Raw genomic sequence first — 25,945 nt, 5'->3', positions numbered from 1 at the left:
TAACTTATGAGACCCCTATGATCACATTAAATGATATTGAAAACGCCAAAGAGCGTATCGACTCGCAAATTATCAAAACACCTACCACCTACTCAACGATGTTAAGTGAGCTTGTTGATTGCAAAGTTTACTTAAAATTAGAAAACTTGCAGTTTACAGGGGCCTATAAAGTTCGTGGTGCCTTAAATAGAATTGGCAAACTATCTGAAGAAGAAAGAAGTAAAGGTGTCATTGCCTCTTCGGCAGGAAATCACGCTCAAGGTGTAGCTCTTGCGGCCAAGAAATTTGGAATAAAGGCGACAATCGTAATGCCTGAAACAACTCCACTTTCCAAAATCCAAGGGACAAAAAAATTTGGTGCCCAAGTAATACTTCATGGAAATTTTTATGATGATGCTTACCAAAAAGCATTAGAAATTCAAAAACAAACCGGTCAAACATTTATTCACCCTTTTAATGATTTTGATATTATTGCTGGCCAAGGAACGATTGGTCTAGAAATGTATGAGGCCAATAAAGATTTAGATGTTGTTATTGTTCCGATCGGTGGTGGCGGTCTTATTTCAGGAGTGGCCACTGCATTAAAAGAACAAAATCCGAATATTCGCATCGTTGGTGTTGAGGCAGAACAAATGCCGGCCATGAAAAAATCGGTTGAAGAAGGAAAGATTGTTACAATCGATAAGAAAAAAACAATTGCTGACGGCATTGCCGTTACAACAGTAAAAGAGAATACTTTTTCGATTGTTAAAAAATACGTTGATGAAATTGTCACCGTTACAGAGCTTGAAATGGCCCATGCTATTATGAAACTTCTAGAAATTGAAAAGGTTTTAGTTGAGGGTGCTGGAAGTGTTGGGTTTGCAGCTCTTATGGCCGGAAAAATTGATAATATAAAAAATAAAAAAGTTGGAATTGTTATCTCAGGTGGAAATATTGATTTGAATTTCCTTTCAAAAGTTCTTGAAAGAGGACTTTCTGAGGATGGAAGACTTTGTAGTCTTAAAATTATAGTTCCTGACTCTCCTGGAATCATTGCGGAAATTGCAACAATTGTGGCAAGCTTTGGCGCTAATATTGTTGATATCTATCACAACAGAACATTCTCAAATACGCATCTCGGTCAAACGGCCGTTCACTTCACTCTTGAGACGAAGGGCCAAGAACACATTGAAACTGTGATTAAGGCCATCAAAGATAAAGGGCTTGAGGTGACTCGCTCTTAAACGTGAATTGAACTTATGACAAAGAATTGACATTGCACTTAGGACACTAAGTGCAGTTTCGGGTTAAAATAATTGCTTACAAGGATTGAACAATGAATATGAAACCCCTTCTAATTGTAAGTTTAGTTTTACTAAATACAATTACTTTTGCGCAAACCAATGTCCTCTTCATCGGGGATTCTCTTACAGCAGGTTACGGAGTTCAAAAAGAACACTCCTACCCTTCACTGGTAGAAAAAGAGTTAAAAGAAACTCATAAAATTGATGCCAAAATAATCAATGGCAGTATCTCCGGTTCAACTTCAGCAAGTGGGCCTTCAAGACTTAAATGGTATTTGAAAGCAAAACCACAAGTCTTAGTGCTTGCTCTTGGGGCCAATGATGGTCTACGCGGATTTAAAGTAGAAGACACTAAAAAGAATCTTGAACAAACAATCAGTATTGCCAAAGAAAATAATATCCAAGTGATCTTAGTCGGTATGCAAATGCCTCCAAATTATGGAGAACAATATACGAGTTCATTTAAAAAAATGTTTAGCGATCTTCTCACAAAACACCATCTAAAGTCTGTTCCCTTTCTTCTGGAAAAAGTGGCCGGAGAAAAAGACTACAACCAAGAAGATGGAATTCACCCTAATGAGAAAGGTCATGTGCAAATGGCCAAGAATGTTATGCCAACTCTACTTTCGGTTTTAAAGGAAAAGAAATGATTATTGAAGCAGTAGGAATAGAAAGAAAATACAAACAAGGTCAAAATATCATTGAAGTACTTAGAGGCCTAGATCTCGCAGTAGAAAGAGGAGAATCCATCGCTATTCTCGGAAAATCAGGTAGTGGAAAATCAACACTTCTTTCACTTTTATGTGGAATTGATAGAGCTGACTTTGGTCAAATCTTTTACGATGGCACAGAGATCACTCACTTAAGCGAAAACAAAATCACAGAGCTTCGCTCAAAAAAAATTGGCGTTATCTTTCAACAATTCCATCTGATTGAACATTTAAGTGCACTAGAAAATGTAATGCTTCCTCTTGAAATTAATAATGTCGAAGCAGCAGAAGAAAAGGCCATCGAGGCCCTAAAAAAAGTTGGAATAGATCAAAGAGCGTCTCACTTTCCTTCTGAACTAAGTGGTGGTGAAAAACAAAGAGTTGCTATCGCCAGATCAATTGTCAACACACCCAATGTTCTCCTTGCCGATGAGCCTAGTGGAAGCTTAGATGAAAAGACTGGTGACGAAGTGATGGGACTTATTTTTGATCTTGTTAAAAACACAGATATGGCGCTTATCCTAGTGACTCACAACCAAGAGCTAGCTCACAAATGTGATCGAATTCTAATCCTAGAAAATGGAACTCTTCATGATCTTGAAAATAATTCATAGAGAACTCAAGAGCTCTCCAAAGTTTATACTCTTATTTGTTCTAAACCTAGCGATTGGTCTTATGGGTCTTGCGGCCATTGAATTTTTAAAACAAGGTTTTAATGAAGAGCTTGCCTCAAAGTCCAAAGCGATTTTAGGTGCAGATTTGGCCCTAAGCTCACGCATTAAAATTCATTCAGACAAAGAAGAACTCATCCGCCAAAGACTTCCTGTAGAAGCAAGCACTAAGGTCGTCTCACTCTTTTCCATGGGTCTTTATAATGGACAGTCAAAACTAATCAATATCAAGGCCATGGGTGAAGGCTTTCCCTATTACGGAAAGATCACTCTTTTAAGTGGTAATGAACTAAAAGATATGAAAGACGACGAGATCTATTTGTATCAGGAGCTCATTCCACAAATGGGTTTGAAAGTTGGAGAGCTTCTTAAAATTGGTGAGGCCCAATTCAAGGTAAAAGATTTTATTGCCGATGATCCAGGTCAAAATATGCAATTTGGTGCTCTGGCGCCACGTGGATATATTTCACTTGAAGGATTAGAAAGAGCAAAACTTCTTCAAAAAGGCTCAACCGCATTTTATTCATATTACTTTAAACTTGGAAACAAAGTTAAAGACCTCGATAAAGTTAAAGAAGAAATAACAAAAGAGATCGATGACAATGCTATACGTGTAGAAATTCCTGCGACAACAAGCCAGCAAGTGTCGAGAGTTCTTACTTATCTCAATGATTTTTTAGGTCTCGTTAGCCTATGTGGGCTCTTTCTAAGTTCTTTTGGTCTCATCTATCTATTTAGAAGCTTTCTTCACGAAAGAAGAAAGGAATTTGCCATATTTAAATTCCTTGGACTCAAAAAAAGTAAAATCTTCTTCATTTATTTCGGAGAACTTCTCATTTTAGGATTAGTCGGAAGTGTTATTGGAACACTTCTTGGACTTGGAGCTTCTCCACTTATTTCAACGATACTGACTAGCGTATCTGGTCAAGAAGTTAGCTTTTCACTAAATATGAAAAGCATCTTTGTAGTACTGGCAATTGGAATTGGTTCGACTCTAATACTTGCTCCAGCACTCTTACTGCCATATCTTGGAATTGATTATAAGATTCTCTTTTCTTTTACAGATGAAGTTCAAAAGAAATGGCGCGATTATTTTCTCTTTTTGCCAATGGTACTTTTTTACTGGGTAGTCAGTGTCTATCTTTCTAATTCATTTATCATTGGATCAATTTTTGTAGGAACATTTAGCGTTCTGACTATTATTGGCTTTCCTTTGGGAAATATCTTACTTCAAAAAATCAGTGTCCCTCGCTCTAAAAGGCCACTCGAAAGAAAGCTTGCTCTTACTTATATTGTACGCCACAGAGTAACGACACTTTTTGTCTTTAGTTCGATCTTTCTTTCTACATTCTTGATGATTCTTATCCCAACAATTAAAAGCTCACTTGAAAAAGAGCTGGAAATGCCAACCAAAGGGAATGGCCCATCTTTATTTCTTTTTGACATTCAAGAAGAACAAATTGGCAGTCTAACTTCTTTGGCAAAAAAATATGAAATGGGAGAATTAAGCCTCTCACCAATGGTAAGTGCCAGACTTATTTCAATTAATGGAGAAATCCTCAAAACAGATACAAAAGAGGCCCTCACTCGTGAAGAACAGCGTGAAGTTCGAATGAGAAACAGAGGAGTCAATCTGACTTTTAGAAATACAATTGGACCAAGTGAAATATTAATTGAAGGAAGGCTTCCTCATTCTTATTCACCAGAAGATCCATTTGCAGAGGTCACGCTAGAACAAAACTATGCGTCAAGAATTGGAGCAAAATTAAATGATATGCTTCTCTTCGATATTCTAGACATACCCATTAAGGCCAAGGTCGTTGGACTTAGACAAGTTCGTTGGACGAGCTTTCTTCCCAACTTTTTTATCAACTTTGGACCAGGTGTTCTTGAAGATGCTCCAAAAACTTATCTTATGGCCCTCTCAAACCCCAAAGATAGTGACATTAATGCCTTTCAAAGTGAAACGGCAAAAGATCTCTCTAACGTCTCTGTTATTGATGTTAAGAGAGTTGTCGATAAGATTTCTGGCATCATAGAGAGCATGAGTATAATTCTACTTATCATGGCCGCAGTGACTTTTGTCGCGGGTCTTTTAGTCGTATTCTCTTTGATCTCCCATCAGGCAAGAACAAGGGCCGTAGACATATCTTTATACAAAATTCTGGGTCTAAAAGGAGAAAGAATTTCTCGCATTCTCAATGAAGAAATTCTGATCCAATCATTCTTGGGAGTTTTAGCGGGAGTCACAATGAGCCTAGTGATGGCCTTTACATTATCAAGAGTCATCTTTAAGAGCACATTCTCATTCAATACTTTAGAAATAAGTATTATCTCTCTTACAATCTTGGCAGTAATTTACTTTATCAACTCTACGGTTGTATCAAGAATCGTTACAAAAAAAGTACACGACGTTTTTTCTGATCTATAAAATGAGTATGCCTCGTAAGAGGCATACTTTATTGAAACAAAGATGTTGTTAAGGCCATAAAATCGTCGAACACAACAATATAGAAGGCCAACGAAAAGATCACAACAATGACACCTTGAAGGGTGTATTTCAAACCAACATTAGAGAACTTTCTTCCAACAAAGACAAATGAAGAAACGGTTCCAAAAAGGGCCAATACACCTAGAGCAATTGAACTAAGGTAGTACAGTGGACCGTTTTTATTAAACTGTTGATAATTTTCTTTATGAGACTGAGCTTCTGCAATAATGGCCTTAGGTTTATCGTTTTCTTTTAGTAATTCAACTTCTTTAACAGGCTTATCTTCTGTGTCTACAATCACCTCATAGGCCGTTTTCTCACCTGATAATTCTTTATATTTCTCTAATGAGATTTCACCACGAGCATATTGTTCACGCAGACGTATCGTTTTTGTATCTGGAATCTTATGCTTGCTAAAAGGAGTCATTCGAGCGAGAGGTTGAATTTGAAAAGTAACATTAACTTTGACAGTCTTTCCTACAAGATAACCACTGGCCTCTAATGTCTTATTCCAAACAAGTCCAAAATCTTCTCTTTGAAGATCTGTTTGCAGGCCAACAAAAATATTTTCGTAACCCCATGTATCTCTTTCTAATGGCGTTTTCTTTCCAGTAAAGACCACCTCTTTTGTGACTCCATGAATTGTCATATCTCCGATCACTTTCAACTCACCCTTATTTTCAACAATGCTCTTTGATTTGAAAGTAATTGTAGGATAAGTCCCAACAGCGAAAAAATCATTTTCTCGTAAATGCTCATCACGCATTTTATTGCCAGTGAAAATTGAAGAGACGTCAATATCAATTGAGACATTATTAAACTCGTCTCTATTTCTATCGTAGTCCATACTCCCTCTAAACATCTGGAAACGACCAGAGACTTCTGAAAGACTCATATAGGGAACTTTAAAAACAATTTCTGAATGGTGGCGGTTGATGGCCCATTTTTCACTAGCAAAGGCATTAAATGCCAATAGAAACAGCATATTAGCTATTAAAAACTTCATATGAACTCCTTTAAGTAAACACCGCCATTCTACTGAAAAAAAGACAGGTGGGACACCTATTTCGAACGATTTTTCTTGCCAAAATTTTATTTCTAAATAGAATTCGTCTCGGCTTTTACGTGTGTAGGTTTTGCAATGAATTGGCATAGAGAAATCGCGGGGCATATTGAGTCGATCTATAGAGAGTCCAATGAGACTTTCTCCAACTATCAACAACAAATGGGACTTCCTTGTTTAAGTGGGTGCGGGGCATGCTGCCTTAGTCCTGAAATCAGTGCAAGTATTTTAGAAATGCTTCCAACGGCGTTTTCAGTTGTAGATAAAAACGGCGTAGAGTTCGCAGAACAATTTCTACAACAATTAGAAAATTCACAAGACTTTGTCTGTGTCTTCTACAAACGCCTTTCGCTGGACGGTAAAAAAGGACATTGCACGAATTACGAGTTTCGACCATCTGTTTGCCGATCTTTTGGGGCCGCCGCCCTGAGAGATAAAAACGGCAACAAAAGCATGAGTATCTGTAAATATATTAAGGAAGCCTTTCCTGAAACAATAAAAAACCTAGACCCCATTGACGCTCCTGTCATTGGGGATTTCGCAAAAAAAATCACACTCCTCGACCCCTATTTAGGCAATAAGCTTTACCCTATAAATGAGGCCCTAAAATTGGCCCTTATAAAGGTTCTGTCCATTACATATTTTGAAGGAAATCGTAGCGCCTAGAGTCATTGCGTATGTTAAAGACTACCACTAGAATTAATACATGCGCGAAAACCTATACAATATAAAGAAAAAGAATGCCCCTCTTTCATTAAAAGATGATCTTTACTTTCACCTGATGAAACTAAGTTGGGCTAAGTTCATTCTCTTCTTTCTTTTAGTGTACTTTTCATTAAATATTATTTTCGCCACCCTGTACTTTGTAATGCCAAATTCAATAAGTGGCGAACACACATTTCTTAATAGCTTTTTCTTTAGCGTCCAAACGCTCTCGACTGTTGGCTATGGCTCAATACACCCCATTAGCTTTTACGGAAACCTTATCTCTGTCATAGAAATGTTTAGCGGTATGCTCTCAATTGCCTTAATGACGGGCCTTATTTTTTCCAAGTTCTCTTTGCCAAAAGTCCATATCATGTTCACTAAAAATATGATTATCACAAATTTTGAAGGACAAAGGGCCCTAATGTTTCGCTTGGCCAATGCTCGCAGCAACCGTATCATGAATGCTGAAATTGGTCTTACAATGCTCTATGATACAGTTTCTAAAGAAGGGATTCATCTTAGAAAATTTGAAGAGTTAAAATTAAGAAAATCTAAAACACCATTTTTCTCATTAAGTTTAACAGGTGTTCACATCATAGATGAGAATAGCCCATTATTTGAAATGTCAGATGAAAAAATTTCTTCTTCGACAATTGAACTTGTTGTTTCACTTTTAGGTCTTGACGATACTTATGGTCAAACAATTCACGCTGTGAAAATGTATCAATCTAACGACATCATCTGTGGTGCTCGCTTCGCTGATATTTTAAATCGTGAAGAAGATGGATCACGCACAATTGATTTTGCAAATTTTAATAAAGTATACGAGGAGTAACTTATGTTCCGATCATCAAATCCAATGCTTCAAACAAAAAACTATAATATGGCAGGAGCTTCAAGTGATAATATGACAATCACTGGAACTGTTAATAAAACGCTCATTCTCTTTGCACTTCTTCTTTGTACTTTTATTTATACATGGAACCAAATAATGACAGAAGGACTCGTTGGCAATGTTATGCCAATGATTATTGGAAGTGCTATCTTTGGTTTCGTACTTTACTTAGTGACGATCTTCAAAAAGAATTGGGCCCCAATCACGGCACCTGTATACGCACTAGTTGAAGGTGTTATTCTTGGTACAATTTCTTCAATGTATGAACTGCGTATGCCTGGAATTGTCTTCAATGCTGTAACTCTGACTTTTGCTGTTTTTGCCGTAATGCTACTGAGTTATCGTTGGGGCTTTCTAAAGGCCACTCCAATGTTTAAAAAATGTGTTTTCTTTGGGACTGCGGCCATTGGTATTGTCTATCTCGTAGGCTTTATCATGTCATTTTTTGGAACATCAATTCCAATGATTCACTCAGCTGGCCCAATTGGAATTGGCTTTAGTTTATTTGTAGTTGGTCTTGCGGCCTTGAATTTAATTATGGATTTTGATTTTATCGAGCAATCGGCCAGAATGAGATCTCCAAAATATATGGAATGGTTCTCGGCCTTTGGTCTACTGATTACACTTATTTGGTTATATCTTGAAATTCTAAGACTTCTATCAAAATTAAATAAGAGAAGGTAATTACCTTCTCTTATTTGTCTTCTTAACAGGGCCACCTTTTTGTTGTGGCCTTTTTTTATTGTGCTTTGTTCTTTTGATGACATTATTTCCACCAAGATAAGGCAGATTTTCATCAACAGGGATTGAAAACTCTAAATAATCTTCAATAGCTGTAAGATATTCTTCTTCTTCATCCATATCACAAAAGCTAATAGCGCGACCATTCTTACCTGCTCTCGCTGTTCTTCCGATTCTATGGACATAGTTTTCAACTTCATTTGGAAGTTCAAAATTAAAAACACATTCAACATCAGGAACATCAATTCCTCGGGCCGCAATATCGGTAGCTATAAGAACTTCAATTTCCCCTTTTTTGAAATCATTAAGTGATTTCATGCGGGCACCATTTGTTTTATTGCCATGAATAGCAAGCGCCTTAAATCCATGCCTTGCTATATCGATAACGAGTTGATTAGCGGCTTCTTTTGTTCTAGTGAAGACAAGGGCCTTTTTAATATTCTCTTTATCAAGAAGAACGGCCAAGAGTCGCTCTTTTTTCTCTGTACGAACAAAATAAATTTTCTGCTCAATTCTATCAATTGGAACATTTTGAATTCCAACTTCAACTCGAATTGGATCAGTAAGAATTTTCTCACACAACTCATCTACACGATCAGGCATTGTTGCCGAATAGATGGCCGTTTGTCTTTTTTTAGGGAGTTTTTTTACAATTCTCTCAACGTCTGCACTAAATCCAAGATCAAGCATTTTATCAGCTTCATCTAAAACAAAATATTCTACGAGAGAAAGATCGACTTCATCTGTGCGTAAAAAATCAACTAAGCGGCCAGTTGTTGCAACGAGAATATCAACACCTAATTTAATCTCTTTAAGCTGTGGATTGGGACCAACACCACCGATGATAACTGTCGACTTAAGCCCAAGACCTTTCCCATAACGAGAGATACTATCATTGATTTGATGAGCAAGCTCTCTTGTAGGGGCCAAAATAAGAGCTTTAATCTTGCGCTTTTCATTCAATTCGCGAGGATTCAAATGAAAATATTGAAGAAGCGGTAATAAAAACGAAGCTGTTTTTCCTGAACCTGTTTCAGCTACTCCAATAAGATCTTTTCCTAATAATAGATGAGGAATAGATTTTTCTTGAATAGGTGTTGGACTCTTATAGTGAAGCTTTTCTACATTTTTCAGCAAAGTTTCACAAAGGGCCATATCACTGAATTTCATTAAATATACTCTCCTATGACCTTTAAAAATTGGTCACCATATTTTTCATGCTTACTTTGCCCTACGCCATTAACCATCAACATCTCATCTTTTGATCTTGGCATGATATTGCACATATCATGAAGAGTTTTGTCGTTAAAAATCACATAAGGTGGGACTTTCATTTCTTTAGCAATATCCATTCGAAGGCCTCTTAGTTTTTCAAACAGATCCTCGCGCCCATGACTTGTATGAGCACTTCCCGATAGGATTTTTTGAATAATTTTAACTTGGCCTTCTTCTTTTTTCTTACGAAGTTTAAGAGACACTTCACCTCTTAGAAGTTCTTTACTACGAGAAGTTAGAGCGAGTGTTCTATATTCGAAATTTTTAATGGCAATATAATTAGTCATGAGAAGCTGTCTCAATAAAGCATCCCAAACTTTTTTATCGACATCTTTACCTATGCCATAAACACTTAGAGTATCGTGACCTCTATCGAGAACTTTGGCATTTTTGCTGCCTCTTAGAACTTCGATGAGATAGCTAGAACCATAAAGCTGACCTGTACGATAAACACATGAGAGCATCATCTGCGCTTCTTTTGTGGCATCCCACATTTCTTGAGGTTCTAGGCAACAATCACAGTTGCCGCAATCATCAATATGTTCATCAAAGTAACTTAGAAGCATTTTTCTGCGACAACTAGTTGTTTCACATAATGACAACATGAAATCTAATTTAAAGCGGGCATACTGTTTGTATTCTTCACTGGCCTCTGTCATCTCAAGCATACGAGAAAGCTTTACCACATCTGATAGGCCATAAAGCATCCAAGCGCTGGCCTCTTTTCCATCACGTCCAGCACGACCCGTTTCTTGATAGTAACTCTCTAAGCTCTTGGGCAAATCTAAATGGGCAACAAAGCGCACATCAGGACGATCAATCCCCATTCCAAAAGCAATTGTTGCAACGACGATTACTTGATCTGCACTTGAGAAAATTTCTTGATTGCGATTTCTCTCTTCAGACGAAAGACCTGCATGGTAGGAAATGGCGTGATAACCAAGATCTTTTAACTTCTCTGTAATCGTTTCAACTTTTTTCCGCGAAAGACAGTACACAATACCAGTGTCATTTTTATGAAATTTTTGAATGAATTCATCAAGCTGTTCAATTTCATTTTCTCTTTCACAAATCGTATATTGAATATTTGGTCTATCAAAAGAACAAATATAGGTATTGAAGTTTTTCAATCGCAACTGATGGGCCATATCCTCACGGGTACGCTTATCAGCAGTTGCAGTAAGGGCCAGGATCGGCACACTTGGAAAAGTATCTTTCAAAATTGAGAGTTTTGTATAATCTTTTCTAAACTCATGGCCCCATTGTGATACACAATGAGCCTCATCAATAGCAAAGAGATTCAACTTCACTTCACTTAAAAGATTTAAAATATACTGAGATAAAATTCCTTCGGGAGCGATATAGAGGATTTTAACTTCCCCTCTTCTCAATTTTCTCTCAACTTCCCTTCTTTCGTCGCTGGAAAGGGAGCTATTTAAAAAATGGCCTTCGACACCATTTTGTTTCAAGTTGATAACTTGATCTTTCATCAAAGAAATCAATGGTGAGATTACAACACAAAGCCCATCGCCAAAAAGTGCTGGTATCTGATAGCACAAAGACTTCCCACCACCTGTAGGCATAATGGCCATGGTATCATTGCCATCTAGAACTGAATTTATGATATTAGATTGCTCAAGACGAAAGTCCTTGTAGCCAAAGACTTCTTTGAGCAATTTTTTGAGTTGTTTCTGTCTGTCCATTATTCCCAACTTGATTTAACGAAAACTACCACAGCTTATGCGTCTAGCCAATACGATGGGGCCTCCAGATATGCTAGTTAACTGAAATTACAAGTCGAGCTTGAATGCATCTGAGATATTTTCTACTTTTTTGGAAATGTTTTTGTAAATGCGGCTACGCCCAAAAACCTTAGACAAGATAAAATCAGCAAATTTCACGATCGGAAAACCGATAATGAAAAACAAGAAGACCCCAGCCAATATCATAAGCACATAATTAGTTCCAAAAGGATTTTCTTTGAAAAAAAGATTCTCAGTATTCATACCGAAAAAACCTACAATAAGATTTAGCGGTAAGAAAATCCCCGAAATGATTGTGAGCAGATAAATATTTTTATTTAATCGGTCATTCTTGATTGAAATAAAATAATTATATAGCGATTCGAGTTTATTCATTTGCGACTGACACTGGGCAATTTGAGAAGCAATTTTCTCACGAATAGATCTAAACTCAGAAAGACCTGTGAAATCAAACTTCTCCACCCACTCTAAAAACTCATCAATGACATCGATATTTCGAGAATAGTAGCGCTCAATGCGCGACACATCTTTTTTCAAATTAAACCACGTCTCCATAAAGTGGGCAGGAGCTCTCATCGCATAAAGTTCATCTTCAACTTTATCAATCTCCTCGATATAACTTCCCAAAATTTTATGGTTTCGATCATAGTAAGGCCTAATGCGCTCATAAAGACCGAGGTAAGAATTATCTATTTCATACAAACATTGATCCTTGCGATTATAAGCGTAGATATTGTGCTCTTTAATCAAAAAGCCGTAGGAATGGATATGTAATCCCTCTGCGTCAAATTTCAATCCACGCAAGATTAGTAGCTGAAAGTCATCTTCAATGAAAAAACCAGAATGTTGCTCAGGGTTATTTAAATACTGCTCATAAACAGGATTTATCCCTTGTACAATTTCCTCTAGATTTTTCATGATTCCTCCGCAGCTTCATACTTTTAAAGTAATTATAACTAACAGTTAGGGCACATTGGAATCAAAAATGCCTTAATCAAGTTTTTTTTAGGGTTTTACGAACAATATTTAGTCAGAAGGATAAAATTCGGGTATAAAGGGCCATGGATAAAAAATTAGCATTTACAGAATTTCAGTTAGACTCAACTCTTATTAACGCACTTGAAAAAATTGGTTTTACACACGCCTCTGGTATTCAAGAAATGACGCTTGAACCAGTTCTTGCAGGTGATGATATTTTCGCCCTAGCAGAAACAGGTAGCGGTAAGACGGGATCATTTGCCATTCCCATCACACAAAAGCTTATTCAAAATAATATGGAAGGTCTCTACTTTGTCATCAGCCCGACAAGAGAGCTCGCCCAACAAACGGATAAAGTATTCAGCCAAATTGGAGCAGACTTAGGTCTACGTACAGTTTGCGTTATTGGTGGCGAGAGCATTGATAAGCAAAAAGAGATTCTTGAAGGTAACCCTCAAGTCATCGTTGCCACTCCAGGTCGTTTAGTTGACCTCGTTAAACAAAAAATGATCGACTGTACAAAATGTCAGGGTGTTGTTTTTGATGAGGCCGATAGACTTTTCGACATGGGTTTCAAAAAAGATATCGAATTTGTTTTAAATAAAGTTCCAAGAGAGAGACAACTTGTCATGGTTTCGGCCACAACAAATATGGACGTTTTGTCGACGGCCTACAAATTCCACTCTCACCCAAAAGAGCTAAGACTTAACGAAGATAAAATTCTTGTGGATCATATTGATCATAAGATTGCGATGATTGAAAGTGATGAGAAGATGCCACTTCTTGTAAATCTCCTTCGTCGTCATGAAGATGCTTACGCAATTATTTTCTGTAATACACAATACCAGACTCACCTTCTTGCTGAATGGCTGATTCAAATGGGATTTAAGGCCAAGCCAATCTCTGGTCGTTTGCAACAACAAAAAAGAACTAAACTGATGGAAGATTTCCGCTCTAAGGAAGTTACTATTCTTGTTTGTACTGATGTTGCGGCAAGAGGTCTTGATATTAAAGACGTTAACTTTGTGGTGAACTTTGATCTGCCTATTGAAGCTGCGAACTATGTTCATAGAATTGGTAGAACTGGACGTGCTGGTAAATCGGGAGAGGCCATCAGCTTCTGTTCATTTGAAGATTGCCAATGCCTTGATGCGATTTATGAATATATTAATTCAAAAATCCCTCTGCTTGATCTAGATGAATCTTCTTTTGCTGAAGATATTTGTCCTAAACCAAAAATTGATTACAAGACACTTAGACTTGTCGATAAAGATAGTGAGAAATCATCTGATCGTCGTGGTGGTAAAAAAGACAAAAGAGGATTTGACGACAAACCTGTTAACCTTAAGCCAATTGTTGCCGCAGAATATCCTAGTTTTGTTCCATCAATTGCTGAAGAAAAATCATCTCGACGTTTTGAAATCATGGCCTCTAGTGAAGATGATATTATCACAAGTGCTCTAGGGTATTTTCAGATTAATGACAAAGACCTTTTAAATATTGCTATTAAAAAACTTGGACGTAAGAAATTCTTCTTCTTTGGACCAAGAACTAATACTTATGAAGTAACTTTAAAACCAATCTATAAGAAATTAGTGACTCCTTTTTTAATCGAAATTATTAAGTACTTAAGACTGAAAATTTTTGTAAAAGTTAGTTTTGAAAAGAATACTGTTTTCTTAAATTTTACAGGTGCAGATGAAAAAGTTCTGATTAAAAATAACGGCGAGCTTTTAAGTGCTTTTGAACAATTGGCAAGGGCCTACCTTATCAATAAAACTCAAATGCCAAGAAACTTAAAGGTGATCGCACGCTCGACTGACTCTAAGAAAGTAGAAAAGTCTCTTACTGACATCGTAGATGGTCTTAAGAGTAAAGTACTAAAAGGTAAAAAACCAATTCTAATGAAGCCGCTTAATCCGGCCGAGAGAAGAGTTGTTCACGAGTACCTAAGCAAAGATACGCATGTTCAAACAAATTCAATTGGAGATGGAAGACTTAAGCGAATTGAAATTAGCTTAAAGTCTGAAAATGCATGATAAGAACTGTTCTGTTACTTACTCTCTCGAATATCTTCATGACCTTCGCATGGTATGGTCATCTCAAAAATCATAAATCTGGCCCTCTATTTACAGTTATTGTAATTAGCTGGGCCATTGCTTTTTTTGAATATTGTTTTCAAATCCCTGCTAACCGAATTGGGTCAAATTACTTCACTCTGGCGCAGTTAAAAATCATTCAAGAAGTCATTACGATGATTGTATTTGTGGTTTTTAGTATTCTTTATATGAAGGCCCCCATTACAAAAAATTATTTGTATGCGGGCCTGTGTTTGATGATGGCCGTCTTCTTTATTTTTAGAGACTCGCCTCAATAATCGTCTGATAATATATTAGATCATAGTATGTATTTAAAAAGAGCTCAGGAACTTCTTGGGCCATTTTCTTGTAGTGATCTCCCGCATCTTCAAATCCATCTTGGTAGGCCATAAAAAGAGCGTGAAAACTTCTTGAGTTAATGGCGTGGTGATCGACAATTTCTCGCGATAACTCAAGTGTTTGCTGGAGATTGTAATCAACAACATCTCTATTAAAATTCTCAAGTTGTCTCTGAGCGGCCAAGATCGCTGGCGTTAGGAAGTAGATCACACCTCCTTGTTTAACAAGCTGACCGCCAAAAATGGGAGTGTCACTATCTGCAAAATAAGGGCCCATGTATTTTGAATAAGTCGTACGTATAAGACTTCTTTTTGCTCCCAGCCTCTTCATGCCTTTTCTTTGTGCTAGCAAGAAAAGTGCATTAACTTCAGCAAATGATTCCGACTTATGGACTCCGTGCCCACTTGGCTCACCTTCATAATTTTTTGGTAAAAAGTAAGTATCTAAACAATGAGAAAGTTCATGATAAAGTGAAAAAAGATAAAGCTCTTCTAGTGTGAAATTCTCTTCAAAATAAGAAAAATCAAAACCGTCATAAACGTTTGTTCTTGAATCGTGACCTAAGATACGTCTCACTTCAGATTTTAGATCATTATCATTTCCATTAGGTAATACCGCACAAAAATGAACTCGCTTATCTCTCCACGTTCCTTGAAAAAAAGGAAGAGCAACTGCGGAGCCATTCATGACTGTGAAATAAGGAACTAAATTATACGCTTCATTATCGGTCGCCTGAATTTCATATTTATCTAAGAGATATTTTTTAATAATATCTGAGCTCTCACTCTCCGATTTTCCTGCCACCAGGGGTACAACTTCCTTCTTATCAAAGATAACAATGGGATAATCCATGACTCTACCGTAGTCACGATTTAAGAGCTTTATCTCTTCAGTTAAATCAATAGCAAAGCAATTAACGAGAATAAGGTTTGATATTAGGGCCAGTAGGATGAATTTCATATGTGCTCCATTGTGTGGAGTTCACCCTACCTCAAACCCTAAAAATTTACCTTAAGATAGAAAAATCTATAAGGTAATACTATTTAATAGACACTTTTCTAATGGAGGATTTTTGCCAGAAATTGTTGTGTTCTCGGCTCCTTAGGGTGTGAAAAGACATCCTCAGGCTTCCCTTTTTCAACTATTTGGCCATGATCCATAAAAACCACTTCGGTGCCCACTTCCTTCGCAAAGCCCATCTCATGGGTTACCACCATCATGGTCATGCCCTCTCTTGCGAGATCTTTCATAACTTCAAGAACTTCGCCCACAAGCTCAGGATCCAAGGCCGAAGTCGGTTCATCAAAGAGCATAACAGTTGGCTCCATGGCCAAGGCACGAGCAATGGCCACACGCTGTTGTTGGCCTCCAGATAGAGAGCGCGGATAAGCATCGGCCTTTTCATCCAGGCCAACTTTGGCCAAAAGCTCCTTTGCAAGAGCAATGGCCTTATCCTTATCCATTTTCTTTGCCCTAATTGGCGCTTCAATAATATTTTGCAAAACAGTCATATGTGGAAATAAATTGAACGATTGAAAAACCATTCCGATATGTGAGCGCTGCTTATCTAGTTCACTTTCTTTTCTCTTAACGTGCTTACCATTTTTTTCGATAACGCCAATAGATTCACCATTGAAATAAACGACACCAGAAGTTGGAACCTCTAAGTGATTTACGCATCTAAGAAGTGTTGATTTCCCTGAACCACTTGGGCCGATGACAACCAGAACTTCACCTTTGTTAATTGAGAGATCAATTCCTTTTAAAATTTCTTGGTGGCCAAAACTTTTTCTCAAATTTTTAACTTGAATGATTTCTTTCATATTAAACTCCACCCTTACTCTCTAATCGTCTCTCAGCATATGTTGAGATGAGTGTGAACATCAAAACAATACATAAGTAACCAACTGCTGCCCAAAAATAGACTTCCCAAGGTCTTAAATACTTTGCCCCTAATCTCTGAGTTGTATAGAGAAGTTCAGCAAGAGAGATAACAGAGACAAGTGATGTATCTTTTGATAGGGCCGCAAGCTCATTTACAATAGGTGGAATAAGTCTCTTAAAAGTTTGTGGGATAATGATTCTAATCATTGATTGCCAGTAACCAAGACCAAGTGCTCTGGCCGCTTCGAGTTGTCCTTTATGCACAGACTCGATGGCCGAGCGAAAGATCTCAGCAAAATAAGCACCACAATTCAAACTCAACCCCAGAACACCTGCGGGAAATGAATCCAGCGTGATATCAAAGATAGTGGGAACTGCGAAATAGATGAAAAGAATTTGTAAAAGAAGCGGCGTCCCTCTAAAGAAAGTAATATAGCTTATAGAGAAAGCACCTAGTATTGGATTTTTACTAATTCTAAAAAGAGCGAGTAATAATCCAATAAAAAGCCCACAGGCCGCACTAATAAGAGTTAATTGAAGCGTTATCCCCATCCCCTGAATGAGTCTTGGGATAACGACTTGAAAAGAAAAATCTAAAAATCCTAACTGTTCCAAACTATCCTACTTTTAATTTTTTGGTTCAGTCCCAAACCATTTTTTATAAATTGTATTAAATGAACCATCTTTTTTCATCGCCGCCATTACTTTTGAAATCTCAGCATAAACTTCGCTGTCAGATTTACGAATTGCAATACCAATAGGCTCAGGAGCAATGGCCTGTCCAGTAACAACAAATGTTTTAGAATCAAGGGCCACATAATAATTTCCAACAGGCTCATCAATTACGATGACATCAGCTTGACGTGATTTCAATGCTGAGAATGTATCCGTTGCAGCGACAAAAGTTTTAATATCTTTAATTTTGACATCTTTTTTGAAACCATCTACAGCTTCACTCGAAGTTGTATCTCGTTGAACTGCAACAACTTTTCCTGCAAGATCTTTCACGGTCTTTACAGGTTCATCTTTTTGTCTTGAGATGAAGATCTGTCCCATTTTTGCGTACTCAACAAAGTTAACAACTTTTAATCTGTCCTGAGTAATATTCATACTCGATATAATGACATCGTATCTCTTCCCCGTTAGTCCGGCCAAAATACCATCCCATGGCATAACAACAAATTCGGCCTTAACACCCATGCGTTTAGCCAGCTCTGTTGCCATATCAACATCAAAGCCAATCGTTTTCCCATTTTCATCTTCGTATTCCATTGGGGGATACGTCGTATCAACAGCGACCTTTAGAACTCCTCTTTTTTGAAGAGCAGCAAGATCACCTTTTGCAAATGTAAGTTGAGAAGTTAAAAAGAGAGAACATAGACAAATAAGAATGTGTTTCATAATAATCTCCTAAAATTTATTTAATTTTAGGAGCATTTTGTCTAGATATCCAGAATAAAAAATATCCGCCGAAAACGATCGGTCACTATTTATCTAAAGATTGTACCAATTTAATGAAACGATTCTGTTTAGAATTTTTTTCTAGGCCCAGTAAATAGTTCTTTCCATCAAGATTGGTTTCCAATGAAAATACCTGAGACATTAATTTATAGACCAATGACTCTGATCTTACTTTTGAAAAGATTTCCATAAAATCAGATTCAGATTCACTGTAGAGTGGACCACTATATTTTTTTGCGGCAATTTTTAAACGAGCAATGTCATCGTACCAAAGTTCACTAAAACGCAAGAGTTCAGAAGAGTCTTTATCTTGGAGATAACTATCTACTGTGTCTTGCCCACTTTTTTCAAGATTTAATACTATTTCGCGGATGGCCTGAATATCTCTTAAAACAAGATATCGATCCACACGTGTCAGTTTATTTTTATTTTCATGTCTGTAACCAAAGCCCAAAAGTGAGGCCTCTTTCATAGTCTTGAGATCAATATCCATCGTTTCATAGATGAGGCGGTATGCATAATTTGCCATTCTAAGATCGAGAATTTTTTGAAATCTCTCGTTTGAATTTCTCTCCAGACACAGTCTTGCAAAATCTGATAACAAATGGATTTTTAGAAATGTTCCAGTGGCCAAAAAAGTATAACGATCATTAATTGTCGTCATCAAATGCTTAGCGCACTCTATTTCAGGATTATTTTCATTAGCAAAAAACTTACATGTATTTTTGATATGCTCTGGATCTAAAAGAATTTTCATTTCTTCATAAAGAGAAAACTCAACGAGATGTTCTCTCATATAATCCATCATCTCCTTATCAATGCTGCGAAAAGAAAGAGCATCAACTGCGCCATATATGGCCAGATAAACTCTTGTAGACGGAAGTTTGGCCATTTTGAACGGACCAATATGGTTGAATTTCTCATCTTCCATTTTAAAAGTATAATTGTACTTGTTCACATATGAATTCTGAAAAAGAAAATTCAATCCTAAAATGACCAAAGTAATAAAGTAATACTTAACAGGGCTGCATTGAGCGTGGAAGTGCTTTGCGATCATCTTAATAAAGAAGTAGACCAGCACCATAAAGACTAACGTATATTTTAAAGAACCTAGGTTCTCAATATTGAATCCAACAGCTGCATGGAGAACGAATACCGCAAGAAGTATGATGAAATAAATAACACAGAATATCCACCAAACAGCTTTTGCTTCTTTTTGACTCATTTCAAATCCTAATAAAAAACCTTTCCCTGTTTATCGGACTTAGATTGAGATTCTTTAAGTTAAGTAATTAGAAAAACAGAATTTAAGAATTCTCAAATAACCAACTAAAACAGTCTTCTACATTTCTAATATTTTCTTTCAACAAGAAACAAGTACTAAAAAGTACTTCATAAAAAGATTGATATCACTGATAATGAAACCTCGAACAAAATTACAAGGATGATTTATGAAATTATGGACGATTTTTACAGCATCTGTTTTACTTCTTAACGTGAACGTAAACGCCATGGATAAGGTAGTTTATGGAGAAGATAATAGATTAGACATTTTCGAAGTAACTAACCCACTACACCTTAAACTAGCAAAATCAACAGCTGGTATGGTTAGTACTGGCAACCTACAAGAAATTTCAAGCGATACATACAAACTAACTGGATCAAAACTTAAAGTTTGCTCTGATGAGAAATTTAATGGTCAGGTAACTTCTGCAAGCTGTTCTGGTTTCTTAGTTGAGCACAATGATAAGCAATATATGGTAACTGCTGGTCACTGTGTTACTTCTCAATCTGCATGTAAGAGAACTGCTTGGGTTTTCGACTTTGCTAAAACTTCTGAAAACCAAACTGAATATACTGTTCCTAAGAGCAGTGTATACACTTGTTCTAAACTAGTTGAAAGAAAACTAATTTCTTCAACTCAAGATGACTACGCTGTTATTGAACTTGATAGAGTTGTTACTGACAGAGAGGCCCTTACTTTCAGAAAGTCTGGGGATATTCAAGTTGGAGAGGAAATTCTTGTTATTGGTCACCCAACAGGTCTTCCAACAAAAGTTGCTGACGATGCATTCGTAAGAACAAGTAGCAATGATGTTTACTTCGTAGCAAACCTTGATACATTTGCTGGTAACTCAGGTTCAGCTGTATTCAATGCTACAAGTGGTGAAGTTGAAGGTATCCTTGTAAGAGGTCACACTGACTATACTTGGAGAAGAGGGGAAGACGGTAAGTCATGTCAAGCTCCTGTTTACTGTGGAATGGAAGAGTGCCGCGGTGAAGACGTTACAAAAATCACAAGTATCGACTTCTTTAGAAACTAATATCTAAAAAAGAAGGGTGTCTTAGACACCCTTTTTTTTTACCTAAAAAAACATATTGATAGCAGGCACTATTAAGATCCCCGATAAAAATTGATATTTAGAAAAAGTTCGATACTCTTTAATCCCCTCTTGAAATTCAATAAGCACTGACATCAACATTGCCCCACCGGCCACTGATAAAAGAGCTGGCAACCACATTAATGAGAAATTTAATGCGATTCCTGCGATAATGGCACCTAATAATTCGACGAGACCTGATCCAATACTAAACGCTATGGCCTTCTTAGTAGAAAGACCAAAAGATATAAAACACAATGCTAAAACAAGTCCTTCAACGATATTTTGAACAGCAATGACAACTTGAATAGGAAGAGCTTTTGCAAAGTCCATGGCCGCAAGACTAGCTCCGGCCCCCATACCTTCTGGCAAATTGTGTAAAATAAGTGCCAACGCCAAAACAATCTTTGATGAATTAAAAACTTTGCTTTGTCCTTTATTGTGATCCATCTTGAAATTTACAAACTTATTTAGAAGACCAATGAAAAGAATCCCCACAAAGAAAGATGCTAATACTAATCTCAGCTTGCTTTGTTCATTAAAAGAAGCAACAAGTTCAGGGCCGACAAGGGAAAAGGCCACTGCTGAAAGCATAACCCCTAAAGTAAAATCCATCGATATACTCAGCTTTTTTACCTTAGAATTTGATGATGTGAAAAATGTGGTTAATGCAGCTCCGAGCGATGTACTTAATAAGCTCACCACCCCACCTATCACTGCTAATCCAAAAATTGTATTCATAGAAACTCCCCCACCCCAAAGTGGTCATGTATCTATGATCGCAAGAAAGGCGATTGAAATAAATTATATAATAGTGATGGACCAATAAGCTAAATCTATTAAAGATCGATGTAAACCGTTAAAAACAGGTACTTATCTCTAATATGTGAGTCAGTTATAGGGTTTCTATAAAATTGATAAGCATAGGTCAGCCCTAACTTATCTAAAAACATCAATGAAGCATAAAACTGCTTCACGCTGGTGGAGCATTCTACAATGCTTCTAGAATCATTTTGGCACTCTCCTTTTCCTGAATCATCTCCTGTTGAAAATTGATAACCATATTTAAGGCCCAATGAAAATTGATAGGCCAGAGAACTTAAATAAGGTACTTGATATGAAAGACCGGCCATTGGAATGAGTGACTGTTCAACACGATCCGAGTTTATTGATGGAAATGTACTTTGATACATCAATGAAAGACTCAAGTTGAAATCATCTAAAAAAATTGAATCCGATGGATTTAACTTGTAGCCAATTTCAAGTGATTTTCCAAAATTTACAAACCAATAATTCTTTTTAGTCGTGTATGCAATTAAATCAACAACATTCTTCCCAAGAGATTCACGCTTGAAAAAGAAATCGTCTTTTTGCTTACTGATAAAAATTGAAAGCATATGATTAATTTTGCTCTTAATATCTTTTAATACAACTCTGCGATCATCACTTTTAATAATTTCATCGAATTTAAAATCGAGGGCGGTAAGAAGTCTTATTGAATAACTAAGAGGTCCTTCATCATCAAATTTACGCCAATCTTTCAGTTTGTGCTTATAAACAATGGGAACACTATTACCTTTCAATGCAAGATTACATTCATGACTAAAGACCTTAACTTCATTGTCCTTTAAAATCTTGGGGTCACAATATGAATAAAGTTTATAAAGAGAGATTTGAAAAAGCTGTAAGAATTTTTGGTCATTAACTTTAGAGCAATGCACCTTGTTTTCCAAACACGATAGTTTCAACTGATCTCTAGCTGTAAGCTCTTTTAGAAGAGTGTCTTCAAGTTTTAACTGGTGTTGAATGAATTGACGGGCATCATTCATTCCCAAGTAGAAGTCGAACTCTCTGAAACTTGTTTCAAAAAAGCCAAAGAAATGAAATAAAGGAGTACTAATTAATGAATACTCATTTCGTGTGCCGAGAACTTTCTTTAACTTTTCTGGGTTATTATTAACAAAATCTAAAAGCTCATAATTTTGTGAAGCATTAACAAAACGTGAAAATAAAGAGTATGTCAGTTCTGTAATATCGACATCAGAGAGGGCCTCTTTTTTATCGTTATTTTCCACAGTGAGAATATGTGAACTCGAATCCATAACAATATGTTCATATCGCTGATCCTTTTTCAAATATTTTAAAATTTTATTAGCAAAATTTAGAGGAGTATTATCGAAAATTCCTCCGTCTACAAATAAGCTATCTCTAATTTCTTTTCCTTCACAACTTCTTTCACCTGCTTTGACTAAGCAGTATTGAACCTCAACAGGAGAAAAGGCCAAAGGAAAAGCAGAAGAAGCATAAAGAATATTTTCAAGTAAATCATAATTTTTTAAATCATCATTTTTTGAAAATGGTAGGGCCATATTTCCACTGTGATTAATTGGAAAATTTTCGACTTTCGGTGCAATCCCTGGTCCTTGACCAGTGATTTTGAAAGATAGATTCTCTTTAAGCTTGGCCAAAGTTAAGTTCTCATTTAAATGAACAATCTCTTCTTTTAAACGAGTGACTGAAAGACCTAGGTATACAGTACATCCCTTTTTGAGTCCTCTAAACCATTTCAGTCTTAATGCCTGCAATGAAGGAAGAGAGTTTGGTCTATTAAAAATACTATAGGACTTAACATCTTTGTCCTTAAAAATAGAATTTAATCCAATTCCCTCCCAAAATTTCCAATGCGTAGAATCCATAGGATTCGAGAAATCTTCAGAGCATGTTTCCATCAATGTGATAAGTGAATTAATTCCCCCTGCAGATGCACCAGTGAAAACATCAGTGGTAACGTGTGCGCCATTTTCTTTTTTTATAAAATTAGACAGATAGTACAAATACCCAGATTGGTAAGCTCCAAGGGAAACGCCTCCACTTGTTGTTTGCGAAAAATTTCTCGCCGCAATTGTGCTTGTACTTAGAAGTAAAAAAAAGAAAAGTGTAATTAATTTCATAAAAAATATTGTAATGAAAGGATTTGATAGTGGAAAGAAACAAATCAATTTAAGAAAAATCTTGCGGCGCTGATTAATATCTTTAAAATATTCCTATGAAAGAATATTTTATAAAATCTCTACCCGTTGCTACAGGTTATCTTACCCTTGGATTGACCTACGGAATTTTATTTCAGGCCAAAGGTGGTAGTCCATTTGAAGCACTTTTGATTGCGACATTTTGTTTTGCAGGGGCAGCGCAATTTATCGCTCTAGAATTTTATAAAGCAGATTATAGTTGGACATTTCTCTTCATAACAATTTTCACTTTAAATTTACGCCATATTTTCTATGTTTTAAATAAAATAGGACTCTTTCAAAAGAATTGGAAACGAACCTATTTGCTAATGGCACTTACAGATGAAAACTATGGGATGATGAGTTTTTATGATGAAGTTAACTTTACTAATAATGAATGGTTTAAAGTTTTTGCCTTAAATCACTTCTACTGGATATTGGGTTGTGTCGCTGGAAGTATGGCACCAGCAACAGTAATTGAAATGAGTAAAGGTGCCGAGTTTTCTTTGATCGCTCTTTTTATTGTTATCTTTGCCGCTAATATGAAGAGAAAGAAAATATGACGATAACTGAAAAAATTGCATTCACTCTAATTCTCATCGTCTCAACTCAACTTACGAGACTGCTTCCTTTAATTTTTCAAAAAAGTTTTTCGAAATTTTTTGCTCATAAATTTTTCAAAAAGAATTTAACAGACTTAATCATTTTCTTTCTAATCGTCTATTGCTACCGCGATTTTTCAACTAATCCAGAATACATTATCCGTGTTGCTGTAGGCGTTTATGCCTTCGCGATTCACTATCTCTTTGAAAGAACTCTCTTGAGTATTTTCTCTGCCACGGCCATTTATATGACCTTATTGAAATTTATTGCATCGTAATTCTCAACACTTAGAGAGGCAGAGTCTTTTAAAATTGAATATCCTACATTTTTGGTTAAAATATGAAGAGATAACAAAGGACGTGTTAATGAAGAAGTTAATTGGCCTATTACCCCTCTTTGTTTTTCTTTTGGCGTTCAATGTGCCGTCAATGGCGCAGGATTACGAAAGTGAACCAGAGATGATGGAACAAGAACCAACAATTGATTCTATGGATTCAATGGTAAATCCCATGGAAGGCGAAATGAAAAAGCCTAATATGAAAATGAATGAAGAAGAATATGATGAAGAAGAATCTGGAGAAGCTCCCATGACAGAGCCTCAGAGCGAAGAAGTCTATGATTCTTCTGAAGACTACGAATCATATTAATTTTTAAGAGAATCTTTTAAGTTTTTGTACAAAAGATATGGGGCACTTTCTTGGTGCCCTTTTTTTTGATAGTGAGAAAGAGTTTTATCTAAATAGCGTATATGATGGAGATTTGAAAAATCCCACATTTTACTGCCAATAAGAGGAATTTCCTCACTTCCCATATGTGAAACATAGAGAAGCTCATACATTCTCCCCTGATCCTCAATTAATTTCTCCGAAATTAATTTCAAATGATTATCTCTTAAAAACAAACGCAAATCATACATATGATAATGAGCACAGATAAGATAAGTCGATTCACTTTCTTTTAATTTCTTTAAAAAAGCATTCATCAAAGAAATCGCGAGCTGTCCCCCTACGCCACAAATTGTAATGACATCATTAGGTGTAGGATCAATTTCATGAGCATCAAGAGTCTGACATTCAAACCTTTCTTTAGAAAAAGAGTGATTAAGAATTTTCTCTAATGAATCCATAATTTTTGGAACTCTATCCACAAAGAAAACTTTTCGAACATTTTTATTTTCGAGTAAATAGGAACCGAGCTGTCCGTGATCACAACATAAATCCCAGACATTTTTATCTTCTGCCTCAAGGATATTTGCGATGATCTCAATACGTTTAGAAACTTTTTTCATAGATAAGAAGGCATATTAAAATATTGAGTAAGAAAATAATTTCTATGATTTGCGATATAAAAGTGACCTAACTCTTTCAACCTCAACTCTATCATTTCTTGGATACTTTTCTTTTCTTTATATTTAATAAGAAGTTTATTGAAGTACTCAACATTCTCTTTTTTACCCGCTAACATTAGTGGCAAAACTTTTAGGGAATTAGGTAAAACTTTTAATTGGTGCTTGGGATCAAGATAGAAAAGATTGTACTGATCGATAATAATCGCATCGATTCTTTTTTTCTTAAGTTTTTCGACATTCA

At 36.3% G+C, this 25,945-nt stretch carries 26 protein-coding genes; 13 read left to right on the top strand and 13 right to left on the bottom strand.

Going from position 1 to position 25,945, the window contains the following annotated elements; all coding sequences use genetic code 11:
* Positions 1-17 precede the first annotated feature (17 nt).
* The 4 genes from ilvA to M899_RS16675 all read left to right on the top strand — a co-directional run bounded on the left by ilvA (position 18) and on the right by M899_RS16675 (position 5,098).
* Positions 18-1,226 carry a threonine ammonia-lyase gene (ilvA, locus tag M899_RS16690; RefSeq protein WP_021272713.1) on the top strand — a complete coding sequence of 403 codons (1,209 nt, stop codon included), beginning with the start codon at positions 18-20 and terminating at the stop codon, positions 1,224-1,226.
* 92 nt (positions 1,227-1,318) lie between these two features.
* Positions 1,319-1,936, top strand: a complete 618-nt coding sequence (locus M899_RS16685; protein ID WP_021272661.1) for an arylesterase — start codon at positions 1,319-1,321, stop codon at positions 1,934-1,936.
* Positions 1,933-2,610, top strand: coding sequence for an ABC transporter ATP-binding protein (locus M899_RS16680; protein ID WP_021272647.1), 678 nt, complete (start codon positions 1,933-1,935; stop codon positions 2,608-2,610). Before M899_RS16685 ends, M899_RS16680 begins: the two co-directional genes overlap by 4 nt.
* The gene (locus M899_RS16675; protein WP_021272709.1) at positions 2,588-5,098 is read left to right on the top strand and encodes an ABC transporter permease; all 2,511 of its coding nucleotides are present in this window, start codon (positions 2,588-2,590) and stop codon (positions 5,096-5,098) included. Before M899_RS16680 ends, M899_RS16675 begins: the two co-directional genes overlap by 23 nt.
* Before the next feature lie 28 nt (positions 5,099-5,126).
* Here the strand turns inward: M899_RS16675 and M899_RS18130 are convergent, their stop codons facing one another.
* Complete coding sequence (locus tag M899_RS18130; RefSeq protein ID WP_021272671.1) at positions 5,127-6,164, bottom strand: YceI family protein; 1,038 nt, start codon at positions 6,162-6,164, stop codon at positions 5,127-5,129.
* A 135-nt stretch (positions 6,165-6,299) separates the two neighbouring features.
* Here M899_RS18130 and M899_RS16665 point away from each other — a divergent pair, with 135 nt between their 5' ends.
* From M899_RS16665 to M899_RS16655, 3 genes are read left to right on the top strand one after another with little or no spacing between them, the layout of a single operon-like run.
* Positions 6,300-6,887 (top strand): YkgJ family cysteine cluster protein, encoded by a 588-nt coding sequence (locus tag M899_RS16665; protein ID WP_021272726.1) that lies wholly within the window; start codon positions 6,300-6,302, stop codon positions 6,885-6,887.
* 40 nt (positions 6,888-6,927) lie between these two features.
* On the top strand, positions 6,928-7,764 hold the full coding sequence (locus tag M899_RS16660; protein ID WP_021272730.1) for an ion channel: 837 nt from the start codon (positions 6,928-6,930) through the stop codon (positions 7,762-7,764).
* Between the two features lie 3 nt (positions 7,765-7,767).
* The gene (locus M899_RS16655) at positions 7,768-8,508 is read left to right on the top strand and encodes a Bax inhibitor-1/YccA family protein (protein ID WP_021272711.1); all 741 of its coding nucleotides are present in this window, start codon (positions 7,768-7,770) and stop codon (positions 8,506-8,508) included.
* Here the strand turns inward: M899_RS16655 and M899_RS16650 are convergent, their stop codons facing one another.
* The 3 genes from M899_RS16650 to M899_RS16640 form a co-directional block, all read right to left on the bottom strand.
* Entirely contained in the window at positions 8,509-9,735 is a 1,227-nt protein-coding gene (locus M899_RS16650; protein WP_021272737.1) for a DEAD/DEAH box helicase, read from the bottom strand.
* Positions 9,735-11,543 (bottom strand): DNA helicase RecQ, encoded by a 1,809-nt coding sequence (gene recQ, locus M899_RS16645; RefSeq protein WP_021272674.1) that lies wholly within the window; start codon positions 11,541-11,543, stop codon positions 9,735-9,737. Before recQ ends, M899_RS16650 begins: the two co-directional genes overlap by 1 nt.
* An 87-nt stretch (positions 11,544-11,630) precedes the next feature.
* A complete protein-coding gene (locus M899_RS16640; RefSeq protein WP_021272672.1) occupies positions 11,631-12,521 on the bottom strand; it encodes a CorA family divalent cation transporter in 891 nt (296 codons plus the stop codon).
* Positions 12,522-12,664: 143 nt separating this feature from the next.
* On the opposite strand from M899_RS16640, the gene M899_RS18125 reads away from it, so the two are divergent.
* Together M899_RS18125 and M899_RS16630 are read left to right on the top strand one after the other, a co-directional pair.
* Positions 12,665-14,620: a DEAD/DEAH box helicase gene (locus M899_RS18125; protein ID WP_021272645.1), complete on the top strand. Its 1,956-nt coding sequence runs from the start codon at positions 12,665-12,667 to the stop codon at positions 14,618-14,620.
* A complete protein-coding gene (locus tag M899_RS16630; RefSeq protein ID WP_034730139.1) occupies positions 14,617-14,958 on the top strand; it encodes a DMT family protein in 342 nt (113 codons plus the stop codon). The genes M899_RS18125 and M899_RS16630 overlap by 4 nt, the downstream gene beginning before the upstream one ends.
* Here the strand turns inward: M899_RS16630 and M899_RS16625 are convergent.
* From M899_RS16625 to M899_RS16605, 5 genes are all read right to left on the bottom strand, one after another.
* Positions 14,939-15,979: a hypothetical protein gene (locus M899_RS16625; RefSeq protein WP_021272651.1), complete on the bottom strand. Its 1,041-nt coding sequence runs from the start codon at positions 15,977-15,979 to the stop codon at positions 14,939-14,941. The two genes, M899_RS16630 and M899_RS16625, sit on opposite strands and share 20 nt — an antisense overlap.
* Before the next feature lie 98 nt (positions 15,980-16,077).
* On the bottom strand, positions 16,078-16,842 hold the full coding sequence (locus M899_RS16620) for an amino acid ABC transporter ATP-binding protein (RefSeq protein ID WP_021272669.1): 765 nt from the start codon (positions 16,840-16,842) through the stop codon (positions 16,078-16,080).
* A 1-nt stretch (position 16,843) separates the two neighbouring features.
* Positions 16,844-17,518: an amino acid ABC transporter permease gene (locus tag M899_RS18625; protein ID WP_021272736.1), complete on the bottom strand. Its 675-nt coding sequence runs from the start codon at positions 17,516-17,518 to the stop codon at positions 16,844-16,846.
* A gap of 12 nt (positions 17,519-17,530) precedes the next feature.
* On the bottom strand, positions 17,531-18,304 hold the full coding sequence (locus tag M899_RS18620; RefSeq protein WP_021272718.1) for an ABC transporter substrate-binding protein: 774 nt from the start codon (positions 18,302-18,304) through the stop codon (positions 17,531-17,533).
* A gap of 85 nt (positions 18,305-18,389) precedes the next feature.
* Positions 18,390-19,589, bottom strand: a complete 1,200-nt coding sequence (locus tag M899_RS16605) for a hypothetical protein (RefSeq protein ID WP_021272728.1) — start codon at positions 19,587-19,589, stop codon at positions 18,390-18,392.
* Between the two features lie 226 nt (positions 19,590-19,815).
* Between M899_RS16605 and M899_RS16600 the strand changes: the two genes are divergently transcribed.
* Positions 19,816-20,688 (top strand): trypsin-like serine peptidase, encoded by an 873-nt coding sequence (locus M899_RS16600; protein ID WP_021272708.1) that lies wholly within the window; start codon positions 19,816-19,818, stop codon positions 20,686-20,688.
* Positions 20,689-20,730: 42 nt separating this feature from the next.
* Here the strand turns inward: M899_RS16600 and M899_RS16595 are convergent, their stop codons facing one another.
* Positions 20,731-21,486, bottom strand: a complete 756-nt coding sequence (locus M899_RS16595) for a ZIP family metal transporter (RefSeq protein WP_155897252.1) — start codon at positions 21,484-21,486, stop codon at positions 20,731-20,733.
* Between the two features lie 98 nt (positions 21,487-21,584).
* Entirely contained in the window at positions 21,585-23,696 is a 2,112-nt protein-coding gene (locus M899_RS16590) for a patatin-like phospholipase family protein (RefSeq protein WP_021272740.1), read from the bottom strand.
* 95 nt (positions 23,697-23,791) lie between these two features.
* Between M899_RS16590 and M899_RS16585 the strand changes: the two genes are divergently transcribed.
* The 3 genes from M899_RS16585 to M899_RS16575 all read left to right on the top strand — a co-directional run bounded on the left by M899_RS16585 (position 23,792) and on the right by M899_RS16575 (position 25,003).
* Positions 23,792-24,316 carry an AzlC family ABC transporter permease gene (locus M899_RS16585; RefSeq protein WP_021272739.1) on the top strand — a complete coding sequence of 175 codons (525 nt, stop codon included), beginning with the start codon at positions 23,792-23,794 and terminating at the stop codon, positions 24,314-24,316.
* Positions 24,313-24,633, top strand: coding sequence for an AzlD domain-containing protein (locus M899_RS16580; RefSeq protein WP_021272735.1), 321 nt, complete (start codon positions 24,313-24,315; stop codon positions 24,631-24,633). The genes M899_RS16585 and M899_RS16580 overlap by 4 nt, the downstream gene beginning before the upstream one ends.
* 88 nt (positions 24,634-24,721) lie before the next feature.
* Positions 24,722-25,003, top strand: a complete 282-nt coding sequence (locus M899_RS16575) for a hypothetical protein (RefSeq protein WP_021272684.1) — start codon at positions 24,722-24,724, stop codon at positions 25,001-25,003.
* On the opposite strand, the gene M899_RS16570 is transcribed toward M899_RS16575, so the two are convergent.
* Positions 25,000-25,644 (bottom strand): tRNA (adenine(22)-N(1))-methyltransferase TrmK, encoded by a 645-nt coding sequence (locus M899_RS16570; RefSeq protein ID WP_021272688.1) that lies wholly within the window; start codon positions 25,642-25,644, stop codon positions 25,000-25,002. The genes M899_RS16575 and M899_RS16570 overlap by 4 nt on opposite strands.
* A partial coding sequence (locus M899_RS18615) for a hypothetical protein (protein WP_021272710.1) occupies positions 25,641-25,945 on the bottom strand: 305 nt, incomplete at its 5' end. The genes M899_RS16570 and M899_RS18615, both read right to left, overlap by 4 nt.

The sequence above is a fragment of the Bacteriovorax sp. BSW11_IV genome (genome assembly GCF_000447755.1).
GTDB lineage: Bacteria > Bdellovibrionota > Bacteriovoracia > Bacteriovoracales > Bacteriovoracaceae > BSW11-IV.
Note: the sequence above shows the minus strand (reverse complement) of the source record. Positions and strands in the feature narration are given on the sequence as shown.

Excerpts from the sequence above, each read along its gene's own strand:
- ilvA (WP_021272713.1), top strand. The coding sequence starts at position 18 with ATGATCACATTAAATGATATTGAAAACGCCAAAGAGCGTATCGACTCG.
- M899_RS16685 (WP_021272661.1), top strand. The coding sequence starts at position 1,319 with ATGAATATGAAACCCCTTCTAATTGTAAGTTTAGTTTTACTAAATACA.
- M899_RS16680 (WP_021272647.1), top strand. The coding sequence starts at position 1,933 with ATGATTATTGAAGCAGTAGGAATAGAAAGAAAATACAAACAAGGTCAA.
- M899_RS16675 (WP_021272709.1), top strand. The coding sequence starts at position 2,588 with ATGATCTTGAAAATAATTCATAGAGAACTCAAGAGCTCTCCAAAGTTT.
- M899_RS18130 (WP_021272671.1), bottom strand. The coding sequence starts at position 6,164 with ATGAAGTTTTTAATAGCTAATATGCTGTTTCTATTGGCATTTAATGCC.
- M899_RS16665 (WP_021272726.1), top strand. The coding sequence starts at position 6,300 with ATGAATTGGCATAGAGAAATCGCGGGGCATATTGAGTCGATCTATAGA.
- M899_RS16660 (WP_021272730.1), top strand. The coding sequence starts at position 6,928 with ATGCGCGAAAACCTATACAATATAAAGAAAAAGAATGCCCCTCTTTCA.
- M899_RS16655 (WP_021272711.1), top strand. The coding sequence starts at position 7,768 with ATGTTCCGATCATCAAATCCAATGCTTCAAACAAAAAACTATAATATG.
- M899_RS16650 (WP_021272737.1), bottom strand. The coding sequence starts at position 9,735 with ATGAAATTCAGTGATATGGCCCTTTGTGAAACTTTGCTGAAAAATGTA.
- recQ (WP_021272674.1), bottom strand. The coding sequence starts at position 11,543 with ATGGACAGACAGAAACAACTCAAAAAATTGCTCAAAGAAGTCTTTGGC.
- M899_RS16640 (WP_021272672.1), bottom strand. The coding sequence starts at position 12,521 with ATGAAAAATCTAGAGGAAATTGTACAAGGGATAAATCCTGTTTATGAG.
- M899_RS18125 (WP_021272645.1), top strand. The coding sequence starts at position 12,665 with ATGGATAAAAAATTAGCATTTACAGAATTTCAGTTAGACTCAACTCTT.
- M899_RS16630 (WP_034730139.1), top strand. The coding sequence starts at position 14,617 with ATGATAAGAACTGTTCTGTTACTTACTCTCTCGAATATCTTCATGACC.
- M899_RS16625 (WP_021272651.1), bottom strand. The coding sequence starts at position 15,979 with ATGAAATTCATCCTACTGGCCCTAATATCAAACCTTATTCTCGTTAAT.
- M899_RS16620 (WP_021272669.1), bottom strand. The coding sequence starts at position 16,842 with ATGAAAGAAATCATTCAAGTTAAAAATTTGAGAAAAAGTTTTGGCCAC.
- M899_RS18620 (WP_021272718.1), bottom strand. The coding sequence starts at position 18,304 with ATGAAACACATTCTTATTTGTCTATGTTCTCTCTTTTTAACTTCTCAA.
- M899_RS16605 (WP_021272728.1), bottom strand. The coding sequence starts at position 19,589 with ATGAGTCAAAAAGAAGCAAAAGCTGTTTGGTGGATATTCTGTGTTATT.
- M899_RS16600 (WP_021272708.1), top strand. The coding sequence starts at position 19,816 with ATGAAATTATGGACGATTTTTACAGCATCTGTTTTACTTCTTAACGTG.
- M899_RS16595 (WP_155897252.1), bottom strand. The coding sequence starts at position 21,486 with ATGAATACAATTTTTGGATTAGCAGTGATAGGTGGGGTGGTGAGCTTA.
- M899_RS16590 (WP_021272740.1), bottom strand. The coding sequence starts at position 23,696 with ATGAAATTAATTACACTTTTCTTTTTTTTACTTCTAAGTACAAGCACA.
- M899_RS16585 (WP_021272739.1), top strand. The coding sequence starts at position 23,792 with ATGAAAGAATATTTTATAAAATCTCTACCCGTTGCTACAGGTTATCTT.
- M899_RS16580 (WP_021272735.1), top strand. The coding sequence starts at position 24,313 with ATGACGATAACTGAAAAAATTGCATTCACTCTAATTCTCATCGTCTCA.
- M899_RS16575 (WP_021272684.1), top strand. The coding sequence starts at position 24,722 with ATGAAGAAGTTAATTGGCCTATTACCCCTCTTTGTTTTTCTTTTGGCG.
- M899_RS16570 (WP_021272688.1), bottom strand. The coding sequence starts at position 25,644 with ATGAAAAAAGTTTCTAAACGTATTGAGATCATCGCAAATATCCTTGAG.